General features: G+C 67.8%; 14 protein-coding genes. 8 read left to right on the forward strand and 6 right to left on the reverse strand.

Translation table 11 applies throughout. From position 1 onward, the window contains the following. Nucleotides 1-71 precede the first annotated feature (71 nt). The gene (locus tag QX204_RS25285) at nucleotides 72-929 is read left to right on the forward strand and encodes a helix-turn-helix transcriptional regulator (RefSeq protein WP_301902844.1); all 858 of its coding nucleotides are present in this window, start codon (nucleotides 72-74) and stop codon (nucleotides 927-929) included. Nucleotides 930-950: 21 nt separating this feature from the next. On the opposite strand, the gene QX204_RS25290 is transcribed toward QX204_RS25285, so the two are convergent. Next, nucleotides 951-1,640 carry a ferritin-like fold-containing protein gene (locus tag QX204_RS25290; RefSeq protein WP_301902845.1) on the reverse strand — a complete coding sequence of 230 codons (690 nt, stop codon included), beginning with the start codon at nucleotides 1,638-1,640 and terminating at the stop codon, nucleotides 951-953. Between the two features lie 28 nt (nucleotides 1,641-1,668). Further along, nucleotides 1,669-2,721, reverse strand: coding sequence for an alpha/beta fold hydrolase (locus tag QX204_RS25295; RefSeq protein WP_301902847.1), 1,053 nt, complete (start codon nucleotides 2,719-2,721; stop codon nucleotides 1,669-1,671). Between the two features lie 482 nt (nucleotides 2,722-3,203). Between QX204_RS25295 and QX204_RS25300 the strand changes: the two genes are divergently transcribed. The 5 genes from QX204_RS25300 (at nucleotide 3,204) to QX204_RS25320 (ending at nucleotide 8,320) form a co-directional block, all read left to right on the forward strand. Beyond that, entirely contained in the window at nucleotides 3,204-4,901 is a 1,698-nt protein-coding gene (locus QX204_RS25300) for a DEAD/DEAH box helicase (RefSeq protein ID WP_301902849.1), read from the forward strand. Nucleotides 4,902-5,278: 377 nt separating this feature from the next. Next, nucleotides 5,279-6,514, forward strand: a complete 1,236-nt coding sequence (locus tag QX204_RS25305) for an Rv3212 family protein (RefSeq protein WP_301902850.1) — start codon at nucleotides 5,279-5,281, stop codon at nucleotides 6,512-6,514. 23 nt (nucleotides 6,515-6,537) lie between these two features. Then, nucleotides 6,538-7,155 carry an acid phosphatase gene (locus QX204_RS25310; protein ID WP_301902852.1) on the forward strand — a complete coding sequence of 206 codons (618 nt, stop codon included), beginning with the start codon at nucleotides 6,538-6,540 and terminating at the stop codon, nucleotides 7,153-7,155. Further along, nucleotides 7,152-7,637 carry a GNAT family N-acetyltransferase gene (locus tag QX204_RS25315; RefSeq protein WP_301902854.1) on the forward strand — a complete coding sequence of 162 codons (486 nt, stop codon included), beginning with the start codon at nucleotides 7,152-7,154 and terminating at the stop codon, nucleotides 7,635-7,637. The genes QX204_RS25310 and QX204_RS25315 overlap by 4 nt, the downstream gene beginning before the upstream one ends. Before the next feature lie 83 nt (nucleotides 7,638-7,720). Further along, nucleotides 7,721-8,320, forward strand: a complete 600-nt coding sequence (locus QX204_RS25320; RefSeq protein ID WP_301902855.1) for an endonuclease V — start codon at nucleotides 7,721-7,723, stop codon at nucleotides 8,318-8,320. Nucleotides 8,321-8,338: 18 nt separating this feature from the next. Here the strand turns inward: QX204_RS25320 and QX204_RS25325 are convergent, their stop codons facing one another. Then, entirely contained in the window at nucleotides 8,339-8,731 is a 393-nt protein-coding gene (locus QX204_RS25325; RefSeq protein WP_301908106.1) for a hypothetical protein, read from the reverse strand. A gap of 146 nt (nucleotides 8,732-8,877) precedes the next feature. Here QX204_RS25325 and QX204_RS25330 point away from each other — a divergent pair, with 146 nt between their 5' ends. Beyond that, a complete protein-coding gene (locus tag QX204_RS25330; RefSeq protein WP_301902857.1) occupies nucleotides 8,878-9,822 on the forward strand; it encodes a diacylglycerol/lipid kinase family protein in 945 nt (314 codons plus the stop codon). Between the two features lie 251 nt (nucleotides 9,823-10,073). Next, the gene (locus tag QX204_RS25335) at nucleotides 10,074-10,328 is read left to right on the forward strand and encodes a WhiB family transcriptional regulator (protein WP_022567051.1); all 255 of its coding nucleotides are present in this window, start codon (nucleotides 10,074-10,076) and stop codon (nucleotides 10,326-10,328) included. A 117-nt stretch (nucleotides 10,329-10,445) separates the two neighbouring features. Here QX204_RS25335 and QX204_RS25340 read toward each other — a convergent pair whose 3' ends face one another. The 3 genes from QX204_RS25340 to rsrA form a co-directional block, all read right to left on the reverse strand. Next, a complete protein-coding gene (locus QX204_RS25340) occupies nucleotides 10,446-11,960 on the reverse strand; it encodes a sensor histidine kinase (protein WP_301902866.1) in 1,515 nt (504 codons plus the stop codon). A 30-nt stretch (nucleotides 11,961-11,990) separates the two neighbouring features. Next, entirely contained in the window at nucleotides 11,991-12,206 is a 216-nt protein-coding gene (locus QX204_RS25345) for a biotin/lipoyl-binding carrier protein (RefSeq protein ID WP_194826391.1), read from the reverse strand. 265 nt (nucleotides 12,207-12,471) lie between these two features. After that, nucleotides 12,472-12,729: a mycothiol system anti-sigma-R factor gene (rsrA, locus tag QX204_RS25350; protein WP_082843924.1), complete on the reverse strand. Its 258-nt coding sequence runs from the start codon at nucleotides 12,727-12,729 to the stop codon at nucleotides 12,472-12,474. Between the last annotated feature and the right edge of the window lie 16 nt (nucleotides 12,730-12,745).

The following is a 12,745-nucleotide window of genomic DNA, read 5'->3' on the forward strand; positions in this document are numbered from 1 at the left end:
TATCCTGGTCCTGGCAGGGCGTGGCTGAAAACCCCATGACCGGGCACCATCGAGACATGGTAGGCGCAGATATGGCAGATCATCCGGGCGCTCGTTCGGCATTCGCGGAACTTCTCGTCGCCCGTCGGGCCGAGCTGAATCCGGCCGACGTCGGCCTGCCCGGTGGCGGCAGGCGTCGCACCCCCGGACTTCGTCGGGAAGAGGTCGCGGTGTTGGCCGGCGTCAGCGCCGACTATCTGGCCCGGCTCGAACAGGGCCGCGACACCAATCCCTCGATGGCGGTCGTCGACGCGCTCGCCACCGCCCTGCGGTTCAACGATACCGAGCGCGGCCATTTCGCCTGGTTGGCCCTGACCACCAGCAGCGACGCCCGTTGCCCGAGTACCGCTTTCGATCCCGCCCTCGACCAGGTCTCCCCCACGCTGCGCGGCGTGCTCGACTCGCTCGACCCCACCCCGGCGTTCGCACTCGGCCCCCGTGCCACCGTGCTCGCCTGGAACAACGCGTGGTCGGAACTGGCCGCCCCGCTCGGCCTGCTCGACAATCCCGACCTGGTCAACCTGGCGCTGTGGACATTCCGTCATCCGCTCGCCCGCACCACGGTGACCGACTGGTCCCAGTTCGCCGACCAATTGGCCGACCAACTCGCCAGAACACGGCTACGTCGACCCGATGACGAACGCGTCGCCGAACTCATCGCCGACCTGTGCAAGGAACCCGAGTTCGCCCGCCGCTGGCAACCCCACCGCCTCGCGGAGGACCAACCCACCCTCCTCGGCTTCGAACACCCCGTCCGAGGCACCATCACCTACACGGTGCAGACGCTGGCCGCAGACAACGATCAACAGGTCGTGATCTGGCTACCGCGCGAAACCGCTTCCCGCACACCGGAATTGCGGCTGGTGCAGCACCGCGCGATCGGTGGATGACCGGTAGCCCGTGCTCGCCGACTACAGGCCCAGTTCGGCCATGCGGGCCGCGTGCCGCTCCTGCATCCGGTCGAACAGGGTGGCGATGCCGTTGAGGTCGCCGGTGGCGGCGAGGACCAGTTCGGCCAGTTCGTCGCGCTGGGCCATCACGAACTGCGCCTGCGTGATCGCCTCGCCGAGCAGCCTGCGACCCCACAGCGTGAGACGGTCGCGCTCGGAGCGGCTGGCCGCTACCGCGCTGCGGACCTCGTCGACCACGAACTGCGAATGCCCGGTCTCGGCGAGCACGTCGCGCACCACATCGGAGACCTCGGCGGGCAGCGCGCCCGCGATCTCGGTGTAGAAGTCGGCGGCCAGGCCGTCGGCGACATAGAACTTCACCATCGATTCGAGCCAGGTCGACGGGTCGGTGGAGGCGTGGTAGGAGTCCAGCGCGCCCTCATACTGCGCCATCGCGGCCTCGGCGTCGGCACCGCGATCGGTGAGCGCCGCTTCCAGCGTCTCGAAGTGCGCGAGCTCGGCGGCGGCCATCTTGGCGACACCGATCCGGCCCCGTAGCGACGGCGCCTGCTTCGCCTCCTCGGCGAGGCGATAGAACGCGGACAGTTCGCCGTAGGCGAGGACCGCGAACAGCTCCGTCACCCCCGCGTGGTCCGCGGCGAGCGGCTCGGTCGAGAAGAATTCCGGCGCGGCAGAGGTCTGGGCTCCCATGACCGTCAACAATAGTCCCGATCGATGGTCAGTCGCGTTCGGCCAGGAATTTGTCCAGGTGCGCCCAGGTGGTTTCGCGGGCTTCGGGTCCGGTGAGAATGCCGAGGTGGCTGCCCGGCACGACTTCGTAGGTGACCGATGACGAGCCCGACAGCGTGCGCAAACCGGCCTCGACAGCGGCCTTGGGCGTGATCACGTCGGACTCGCCGCCGATCAGCAGCACGGGCACGCGCACATCGGCGAGTTCGATGGTCCGGTCGGCCAGTTCGAGCTTGCCGTTGCCGATGTCGTTGGCCAGCATCATCCGACCCCACAGCTGGTTGTAGAAACGGCCGGGGTAGCCGGGCATGGCGGCCTGGAAACGGTCGATCGATTCCATTTTGGCCAGCGTCGCGGCATCGGTGATATTCCGGGCGATGAACCGCGGGCGCGCCAGTTCACGGTCGTACGCGGCGAGGCGGTAGGCGAGCTTGGTGAGCGGCGCCGGAATGCCGCCCGCGGCCCGGACCAGCGCGGTGGCGCCCCAGCCGCCGGTGAGGTTCGCCACGGCGCGCAACTGCGGAATCCCGAGCATCTTGTCGTAGTCGAGCGGCGGGCCGACGCCGGTGACCGAGCGGATCGGCAGCTCCGGGTTCGCGGCGGCGGTGAGCAGCGAGAACATGCCGCCGACGGACCAGCCGATGAGATCGACCGGCGCACCGCCGCGATCGGCACTCACGCGCAGGATCGCCTCGGGCAGGATGTCGGTGACCCAGTCCTCGAAGCCCATCCGGCGATCGGCGAAGGAGATCTGGCCGTAGTCGACCAGGTAGGGCGCGCGGCCGGTCTCCACCAGATACCGCGCCAGGCTCTGATCGCGGCGCAGATCGAAGCAGGTGGCGGGTGCGGCGAGCGGCGGCACCAGCAATACCGCGGAATCGCTTGCCGCGGACTGGAATTCGGTATCGTAGCGACGCAGCAGGCGGTGCGGCTCGTCCCACAGCACGGTCGAGGGCGCCGGGTCGACGGGCTCGATACCCGCGCCGAAGCTCAGGGCCCACGCGTGGCGCGCGGCGGTGGTGACGGTGTCGGTGATACTCACGACTAGAAATGTCTCACAAGTGGTACCACCGGTACCAGTGAGCTCGATTACACCCGCGGACACGCGCGAAATCCAGCGCTCTCGAATTGCGCTGCGACACACCATCCGCGCTGAGGAAATCCGGTGGCGAGCCGGTATTCGCGCGGCATTCACCGACGTCGAAATTCGGATCGCGCAGATTATCACGCTACAATCTCCGTGGACAACGCTAATTTCGGCGCCCGGACATACTCCGCGGCCTGGCACTCCACCGGCGCACAGCGCGGGCGGACAGCGGCGATGTCCACCGACAGCAATGTCGAGAAAATGTGCGCGCAACGAATCCGCATCACCGCAGCGCCGCGCCGATGACACCGTCTCGACGGCCACGCATAACGCCTGGTCGGCGATGGTTATCCGGCGCCGGCCCGGTGAGTATCACAGGCGGGTAAGTGGTCGTCGCGGGCCGACCGGCCCGCCCCACCTCGTGCGTGCGAGATGCAATGACGAGGAAGGCACGAACACTGAGCAAGATCACCGTCGAACAGGAACCCGGTTTGGCCGACACACTCCTGACGGCCGAACTGGACAACACCCACATCCCGCCGAGTTTCGCCGAATTGGGCGTGCGCGAAGAAATCGTGCGCGCACTCGGTGAGATCGGGATCGAGCGCACCTTCGCGATTCAGGAACTGACCCTGCCGCTGGCACTGGCCGGCGATGACCTCATCGGCCAGGCCCGCACCGGCATGGGCAAGACCTTCGGTTTCGGCGTGCCGCTGCTGCACCGCATCGCCACCGCCGACACCGGCACCACCCCGCTCGACGGCACCCCGCGCGCGCTGGTCATCGTGCCGACGCGCGAGCTGTGCATCCAGGTCACCAAGGACCTGGAGAACGCGGGCAAGTACCTGGCCAACCACCAGGGTTCGCTCAAGGTCGCCGCCATCTACGGTGGCCGTCCGTACGACACCCAGATCGCCGACCTCCGCAAGGGCGTCGACGTGGTCGTCGGCACCCCCGGCCGCCTGCTCGATCTGGCGAACCAGGGTCACCTGATCCTCGGCAAGATCGGCGTGCTGGTGCTCGACGAGGCCGACGAGATGCTCGACCTGGGCTTCCTGCCCGATATCGAGCGCATTCTGTCGATGGTGCCCGACAAGCGGCAGACGATGCTGTTCTCGGCCACCATGCCGGGCCCGATCATCACCCTGGCCCGCACCTTCCTGACCAAGCCGACGCACATCCGCGCCGAGCTGGCCAACGATTCGGCGGTGCACGACCGCACCGCGCAGTTCGTCTACCGGGCCCACGCGATGGACAAGGCCGAACTGGTCGCGCGCGTGCTGCAGGCGGAATCCCGCGGCGCGACGATGATCTTCACCCGCACCAAGCGCACCGCGCAGAAGGTGGCCGACGATCTCGCCGAGCGCGGCTTCAATGTCGGCGCCGTGCACGGTGACCTAGGTCAGATCGCCCGGGAGAAGGCGCTGACCAAGTTCCGCAAGGGCACCATCGACGTGCTCGTCGCCACCGATGTCGCCGCGCGCGGCATCGACATCGACGACGTCACCCACGTCATCAACTACCAGTGCCCCGAGGACGAGAAGACCTACGTGCACCGGATCGGCCGTACCGGCCGCGCCGGCCGCACCGGTGTCGCGATCACCCTCATCGACTGGGACGAGCTGCACCGCTGGGAGTCGATCAACAAGGCACTCGGCCTGAACATGGCCGACCCCGCCGAGACCTACTCCCGTTCGCCCCACCTCTACAGCGATCTCGGCATCCCCGAGGGCATCACCGGCGTGATCCGCAAGCCCGCGGCCCCCACCCGTGACGACGACGCCGTGGTCGAGGAGCGCACCGAGCGCCCCAAGTCCTCGCGCAGCCGTCGCCGCACCCGCGGCGGCACGCCCATCGTCGAGGGCGGCGAAGCGAGCACGACCACCGAGTCGAGCACCGACTCCGCGGACGACACCACCGACGGCGACAAGCCCGCCCGCCGCAGGCGCCGCCGCCGCAAGCCCGCCGAAGCAGGCGAAGCGGGCACCGCCGAGTCGAGCACCAGCGAAGCCACCGACCCGCCCGAATCGGCTTCCACCGAGGGCGACGACGCCGCCAAGCCCGCCCGCCGCCGGCGCCGCCGCAAGCCCGCGGAAGCCACCACGTCCGACGCAACGGAAACCGTAGACGCCTGACCGCCAGCTGGGGAGAAAGGCAATTAGCTCCTCCCCAGCCACACCACCGTCCACCCCGAACCCGCCATGACCGCCCTCCCAACCCCGCCCCCGCGACCCCTAGGGAGCGGCGGCCACGAAGTGGCCGGTCCGCGGCCGGGTCGCCGGTTAGACGCCGTTGCGTACGCGACGAAGGAGCAAGCAACGGCGTCTAACCGGCGGCCCGTGGGGGCCGCGGACACGCGCGCGCCAGCGCGCCGAAAACACAGCGTATTCAGCCTGGGACTACCGAACCCCGAATCCCAGCCACCCGCACCCCGGAATCCGTCACCGCCGAGTCTCCCGTGCACGCAACGGCAAACTCGGCCCAGTGCTGCCGATCGGCTACTGTCGCCTTCGTGCTCGCACCCGAACGGCGGACGCGCGCCGACATCTTCGTAGCAATCGCGATCGCCGTCACTCTCGTAGTGGCGGCGTTCGTCGTCTGGGCGCGTGCCGATGCCACCGGGACCGATTCGGTCACCGCGGCGTCCCCCGCTCCCACCGTCACCGCGGCGACCCAACTGCCCACCACCCTGCGCGAGCAGTGGCATGCCGCCGACGAGTCGAGCAGGCGGGCGCTCACGTCGGGCAATGTGGTGGTGACCGGCGACCACGGCACCGTGAGCGGACGCGATCCGATCACCGGCACGCAGCTGTGGTGGTATCGCCGGGATATGCCGCTGTGCGGGGTCGAGTCGCAGTTCGGCACCGTGATCGCCACCTATCGCGATCAGCGTGGGTGCAGTCAGTCGGTGATGCTGGAGGCCGATACCGGGGAGCGCCGGGTCGCGCGCAGCAGCTACATGGACGATGAGATTCGCGTCACCGGGGACGGCACCTATCTGCTGGCGCTCGGCGCGAACCGGCTCGAGATGTGGCGCTCGGACCTGGTGCGCACCCTCGAGTACGGCTACGTCGACGCGCCGGTGAATCCGAATACCCAGCCGCGCAACGGATGTACGCTGCGTTCGGCCGCGTCGAGTTCCTCGCGCCTCGCGGTGCTCGAACGCTGCCCGGGTGACACGACCGACCGGCTGACAGTGCTCAACCCGGCACCGAAGGAATCGACTGCCCCCGAGGAATACGGCTCGCGGGTACTCACCGCGCCGGGTGCCGACTCCCCCGAGATGCGGGTAATCGCGGTGTCGGACAACAAGATCGCCGTCTATTACCCGCCGACGGCACCCACCGCCACCGGCCTCGGACTGCCCGCCAGGATCGTGGTGCACGACGGCACCGGCAACGAGATCGCGACCCATCAGCTCGCCGCCCCGTGGGACGCGCGCGCCACGGTGACCCGCCTCGGCTCGGCCATCTACGTCTTCACCGGCAACAGCCTCATCGCCTTGAGCTCGAGCACATTACAGCCGGTCTGGACGGTTCGCGACGCGCTCGGCACGCCCGCGCTGATGGCGGGCAGGCTGCTGGTCCCGGTCGCCGACGGGCAGCTCGCGGTGGACAGCGGCAACGGCGCGACCGTGGCCCTGATCCCGTTCGAGCGCACCGACTACCGCGGCGACACCGTCGCCACCGCCGTCCTGGGCAACACGGTGTTCGAACACCGCGGCGGACAGCTGTACGCGCTCGGCTGAACCCGCACTGCCATGATGGACTCATGTCCACACCCGATGCCCGCCTGGTCCTGCTGCGCCACGGCGAAACCGAGTGGTCGAGTCGACGCAAGCACACCAGCTTCACCGACCTGCCGCTGACCGAGCAGGGCGAAGCCCAGGCCGTCGCGGCCGGACTGGTGGTGAAATCGCTCGACCTGCGCGATCCGCTCTGCTTCACCAGCCCGCGCCTGCGTGCGCGCCGGACCGCCGAACTGGCCGGACTGTCCCCGATCCAGGTCGACGAGGACCTGGTGGAGTGGAACTACGGCGAGTACGAGGGCATCACGACCGCGAAGATCCGCGAAACCGTGCCCGGCTGGACCGTGTGGACCGCGCCGGTCCCCGGCGGCGAGACCGCCGAGCAAGTGGGCGAGCGGGCCGACCGGGTGCTCGCCCGGGTCGAGCCGGAGCTGCCGCGGCGCGACGTGGTCCTGGTCGGGCACGGACATTTCTCGCGGGTGCTGATCGCGCGCTGGGCGGAGTTCGCGGTGCGCGAGGGTCGCCGGTTCGCGATGTCCACCGGGGCGGTGAGCGTACTCGGCTTCGACCACGACGCCCGCTCCATCTGGGGCCACAACCTGACGACCCGCACCGAACCGATCGAAGGAGTCTCGCGATGAGCGCACTGGTCCGCCGGGCCACCCCCGCCGATGTGGCCGCGATGGTCGGGCTCGTCCACGATCTGGCCGAGTACGAGAAGGCGCCCGCCGAGTGCACGCTCACCCCGGAGCAGTTGCGGGCCGCGCTGTTCGGGCCGACGCCCGCGCTCTTCGCCCACGTCGCCGAGAACGACGGCGAGGTCCACGGCTGTGCGATCTGGTTCCTGAACTACTCCACCTGGGACGGCGTGCACGGTATCTACCTCGAGGACCTGTACGTACGCCCGGAGACCCGCGGCACGGGGCTCGGCCGCGCACTGGTGGCGGCGCTGGCCGCCGAGGCGGTCGAACACGGCTACAGCAGGGTGTCGTGGTCGGTGCTCACCTGGAACGCACCGTCGATCGAGTTCTACCGATCCCTCGGCGCCGCAGCGCAGGACGAATGGATCGGCTACCGCCTCGCCGGTGCCGAACTGACGGCGCTGGCCGCGACCGCGAGCTGAGCCGTATGCGCATCGCGTTACCCCATGATTGGCCGCGCACACCCGAGGAGGCGATCGCACTCCAGGACGAACTCCGTCCCCTGGTGTCAGCGGAAAATGTCGCGCCGCCACAATTTTCGACGGCCGCCGGAATCGATTCGGCCTATGCCGAGGACGGCACCGTCGCGACGGCCGCGATAATTATCGACATCGCCACCATGCAAACAGTGGAAACAGCAGTCGCACAGGGGGTTTCGAAATTTCCTTATGTGCCGGGACTACTCGCGTTCCGGGAACTGCCCGCGACGGTAGCCGCATTGGAAAAACTCACCATCACACCGGATCTACTCGTGTGCGATGCACAAGGATCGGCGCATCCGCGACGGTTCGGATTGGCGTGCCACGTGGGGTTGCTCACCGGCATTCCGACCATCGGTGTCGCCAAATCGGTGTGGGGCGAATACCGCGAGCCCGGCCCGCGTCGCGGCGATGTCAGTGATGTGACCATCGACGGTGAGGTCGTCGGCCGGGCACTGCGCACCCGCGACGAGGTGAAACCGCTGTTCGTCTCGGTCGGCCATCTCATCGACCTCGATACCGCGTGCGGACAGGTGCTCGCCCTCACCCAGGGGTTCCGGCAACCCGAGACCACCCGCCGAGCCGACCACCTGTGCCGCGAGGCGCTGCGCGCGGCAACGGCCTGACCAGCGACAAAGGTCGGACTACGAATCGTCGTCGGGGATTTCGCCGTAGTCCTGAGCCATGAAGCGGCTGGTGGCCGGGGCGAACAGCGTGACCAACCCGGCGACCGCCACGAGCCCGAGCAGACTCCCCCACAACGGCTGATGCGAGTCCGTCAGCAACGACCAAGCCACCGGCACCAGCAACACGTTCGCGATGACCGCGATGGCCCGTCCCCAGCGTTTGCCGCGCAGCAGCCCGATGCCCGCCGCGAGCACCCCACCGAACAGCACCCCGAACCAGATCGCGGTGCCGACCCCGCTCGCCCCCGACTGATCGTGCCCGGTCAGCGCCCGCACGATCAGCACGATCGCGGTCACCACCCCGGCCAGTCCCTCCAGCGACACCAGCCCACCGGCCAACCGCACCGTCATCGGGATGCCGGTCGACACCTGTTCGCCGCCCTCGCGCTGGTCACCGTCTGTCACGTCCTGCTCTGCCACGTGCCCCAGCCTACGACGACGTGTCGTGGCGCCCGGCGCGCGTCGGCTGTTCGCCCGCGCGCACTACCCTCGGCAGTGTGCGGACGCTGCTCATTGTCAATCCCAATGCCACCTCGACGACCCCGGCCACCCGGGATCTGCTCGCTCACGCCTTGGAGAGCCGAACGCAGCTGACCGTTGCGCACACCCAGCATCGCGGCCACGCGGCCGAACTGGCCCAGTGGGCATCGACGCAGGAAATGGATCTGATCGTCGTGCACGGTGGCGATGGGACGGTCAACGAGACCATCAACGGCTTCCTTCCGGTGCCCCAGGTCGGCGACGACCAGGTGTGGCGCCCGCGGCTCGGGATCATCCCCGGCGGCTCGGCGAACGTCTTCGCCCGCGCGCTCGGCATCTCCCCCGATCCCGTGACAGCTACCAACCAGCTCATCGATCTGCTGGCGCGCGACGCCGACCGCCGGATCGGGCTCGGCCTCGCCGACGACCGGTGGTTCACCTTCAGCGCCGGCGTCGGCCTCGACGCCGATGTGTGCGAGGCGATCGACGCCGCCCGCGCCAAGGGCCGCAAGGCGACGCCCGCGCGATATCTGCTGACCACGGTGCGTCAGTTCTTCCGGGCCCGGCGTCAGGATCCGACCGTCACCGTCGAGGTCACAGGAAGGGATCCGCTCGAGGAGGTCTATTACGCCTTCGTCACGAATTCGAGCCCGTGGACCTATCTCGAGGACCGTCCGATTCGCACGAATCCCACCACCACCTTCGAATCGGGTCTCGGTGTGTTCGCGGTCAAGTCGATGAGTGTGACCCGAACCCTGTTGCTTGCGCGGCAGTTGCTGGCCGAGAATGGAAACCCCAAGTCGCCCATGCTTTTCCGCGCCGATGATGTGGGGTCCGTGCGAATCGAGACGGGCACCGAGATCGGCCTGCAAATCGATGGCGACTTCATCGGAAAACGCAAGATGGTGCATTTCACATCTGTCCCCAGCGTGCTGGACGTGGTGGCCCCCAAGCCCTCCTGACACTGGACCGTCAAGAAAAATCTCCTGGTTGCGCTGCGAAAAGCTGGCGACGCGAGTACAAAGGACCGGGCAGGTTCCCCTTGTGGGGGCCCAGAGCGTGATCTCCCCCACGGTGCGCCGGAGACCTATTGACATCTACGGTGATCGTGAAAGCATTCACAAGCAACCGTGCGGAAACATTCGAGTCGCACAAGTGAACGATCCACTAACTACAGGCGCCCTTTGTGGCGCCCTCGCAAAGGAGCAGAGGAATGGACTGGCGCCACAAGGCCATCTGTCGCGATGAGGACCCCGAACTGTTCTTCCCGGTGGGTAACAGTGGTCCTGCGCTCGCGCAGATTGCCGATGCCAAGCTGGTCTGCGCCCGCTGCCCCGTCACTGCCGATTGCCTGTCATGGGCCCTGAAGTCCGGACAGGATGCCGGCGTGTGGGGTGGAATGAGCGAAGACGAGCGGCGCGCGCTCAAGCGGCGCAACGCACGCACCCGTACGCGTACCTCCGTCTAAGTCGACGGACCTGGCGTTGCCGGGCCATCAGCCCCCCCGGCCCGGTAACGCATGTGTGAGAACCCGGCACCTTACGGTGCCGGGTTTATTGTTGCCCACCAGCTGTTTTCAGCAGTCTCAGCGCCCGGAACGACGTCCGAGCGGAACCCGCAATACCGCGTCGGTGCCCACATCGGCGCCAGGATGCAAACCGATCGAGCCGCCCAGTTCCGACGTCACCAGGGTGCGCACGATCTGCAGACCCAACCGGTCGGAACCTTCCAGACTGAACCCTGACGGCAGGCCACGGCCGTCGTCGGAGATGATCACATCGAGCCAGCGTGCCGACCGTTCCGAGCGAATTGTCACGGTACCGTTCTCGCCCGCGTCGAAGGCGTGCTCGATCGCGTTCTGCACCAGTTCGGTCAACACCATCACCAGCGGCGTCGCCCGCTCCGCGGAGAACACCCCGAGTGAGCCCGCCCGGCGCACCTTGATCCGTGCGGTGTGCACCGTCGCCACATCCGCCATGATCGGCAGCAGCCGGTCGATGACCTCGTCGAGGTCGACTTCCTCGTCCACCGACATCGACAGCATCTCGTGCACCGAGGCGATGGATGTGACCCGGCGCACCGACTCCGTCAGTGCCACTTGGGCTTCCGGGTTCTCGGTGCGGCGGGCTTGCAACCGCAGCAGCGCCGCCACGGTCTGCAGGTTGTTCTTCACCCGGTGGTGGATCTCGCGGATCGTGGCGTCCTTGCTCAGCAACGCGCGGTCGCGTCGCTTCACCTCGGTGACATCGCGCACCAGCACCGCGGGCCCGGCCAGTTGCCCTCCCGGACGCAAAACCAGCGTGCGCAGCAACACCGTCGCCCCGCGGGCCTCGACCTCCATCCGACGCCCGGTGCGACCGGCGAGCGCGGCCTGGATATCGGCCACCACCTCCTGCGCGTCGAACGGATCGGTGATCAGCGAACGCGTGGTCACCGCGAGATCCTGACCGACGAGATCGGCCTGCATCCCCATGCGGTGATAGGCCGACAGCGCGTTCGGGCTCGCGTAGACGACGATGCCCTCGGTGTCGAGGCGGATGAAACCGTCGCCCGCGCGGGGGCTGGAGTGCGTGGCCGCCCGGTCCTCCGGCACCGGAAAGCTGCCGTCGGCGATCATCTGGCACAGATCGTCGGCGCAGGACACATAGGCCGTTTCGAGGGTGCTGCGAACCCGCGAACGCGCCAGGTCGGAATCACGGCTGAGCACGGCGATCACGTCGTCGCCGCAGCGCACCGGAATCGCTTCGCGCACCGCGTGTACCGGACTCGGGTGATAGACCCCGCTCACCTCGACCTCGGCGTCGGTGCGCACGGTGTTCCCGCTCAGCAGGGCGTCGAAGACCTGGGGGAAATCGGTGCGCGAGGCGGTGGTGTCGACCTTGTCCTCGAGATGCACCGTGGGTGCGGTCGTCGGCCGGATCTGGGCCACGCACACCACATCGGAACCGTCGACGACCGGGCCCGCGCCCACCCACAGCAGCAGATCGGAGAACGAGAGATCGGCGAGCAACTGCCAATCGCCCACCACCCGTTGCAGATGGTCCACGGCGATGCCGGGGAGGTCGGTGTGTTCGGCCAGGAGCTCGCTCAGTGTTGCCACGCTGGATCTACCGCTTCGTTTTCGTTGGACCTACGCGATGGTGGCGATGAGGTCGCCCGCCTGTAGAACCTGGCCCGGTGTGACGTCGACCGAGGTGATGTCGCCCTCGACCTCGGTGAGGACCGGGATCTCCATCTTCATCGATTCGAGCAGCACCAGTGTCTGGTCGACCTGGACGTGTTCGCCCACGGTGACCTCGACAGCGAGCACGGTCGAGACCATCTCCGCGCGCACTTCTTCAGGCATGGCACCCCGTTCAATAGTCGTGTGGCCCCCGCGATGCGACGGTGGCCGGTATCCGCCGAAGCTACAGCCAATCACACATGAAACAATGGCTCTCGACCAGACATAGAAGGGAGCTCCCATGGGTAAGCGTGGACGTAAGAAGCGCAGCCGCAAGGGCAACGCCGCAAACCACGGCAAGCGTCCTAACGCTTGAGTCGTGCCGCTGCGCACAGACGACAACAGCACGCTCTCGATGAGAGCGTGCTGTTGTCGTTTCGAGGGGTGATCAACCCTCGGTGGTCTCGATCCTGGTGACCGTGATCGTCCGGTGGATCTCGAGCTTGAGTCGCTCGCGCAGACCTTCGGGAGCGTGCTCACCACCGCATTTGCGACTGAGCAGACCCTTGATCTTCTCCTCGATGCCATAGGCCTCGATGCAGGGACTGCAGTGATCCATGTGCTCCTGCAGGCGCTGGCGAGTGGCGTTGTCGCACTCGTTGTCGAGCATGAGCCACACATCCGCGAGGACCGCGGTGCAGTCCATATCGAGATCGGGATCG

Source organism: Nocardia sp. PE-7 (genome assembly GCF_030486425.1).
Lineage (GTDB): Bacteria > Actinomycetota > Actinomycetes > Mycobacteriales > Mycobacteriaceae > Nocardia > Nocardia salmonicida_A.

Bases quoted from the DNA above. Each gene is read 5' to 3' on its own strand.
- QX204_RS25285 (WP_301902844.1), top strand. From the start codon at position 72: ATGGCAGATCATCCGGGCGCTCGTTCGGCATTCGCGGAACTTCTCGTC.
- QX204_RS25290 (WP_301902845.1), bottom strand. From the start codon at position 1,640: ATGGGAGCCCAGACCTCTGCCGCGCCGGAATTCTTCTCGACCGAGCCG.
- QX204_RS25300 (WP_301902849.1), top strand. From the start codon at position 3,204: ATGACGAGGAAGGCACGAACACTGAGCAAGATCACCGTCGAACAGGAA.
- QX204_RS25310 (WP_301902852.1), top strand. From the start codon at position 6,538: ATGTCCACACCCGATGCCCGCCTGGTCCTGCTGCGCCACGGCGAAACC.
- QX204_RS25315 (WP_301902854.1), top strand. From the start codon at position 7,152: ATGAGCGCACTGGTCCGCCGGGCCACCCCCGCCGATGTGGCCGCGATG.
- QX204_RS25325 (WP_301908106.1), bottom strand. From the start codon at position 8,731: ATGACGGTGCGGTTGGCCGGTGGGCTGGTGTCGCTGGAGGGACTGGCC.
- QX204_RS25335 (WP_022567051.1), top strand. From the start codon at position 10,074: ATGGACTGGCGCCACAAGGCCATCTGTCGCGATGAGGACCCCGAACTG.
- QX204_RS25345 (WP_194826391.1), bottom strand. From the start codon at position 12,206: ATGCCTGAAGAAGTGCGCGCGGAGATGGTCTCGACCGTGCTCGCTGTC.
- rsrA (WP_082843924.1), bottom strand. From the start codon at position 12,729: ATGGACTGCACCGCGGTCCTCGCGGATGTGTGGCTCATGCTCGACAAC.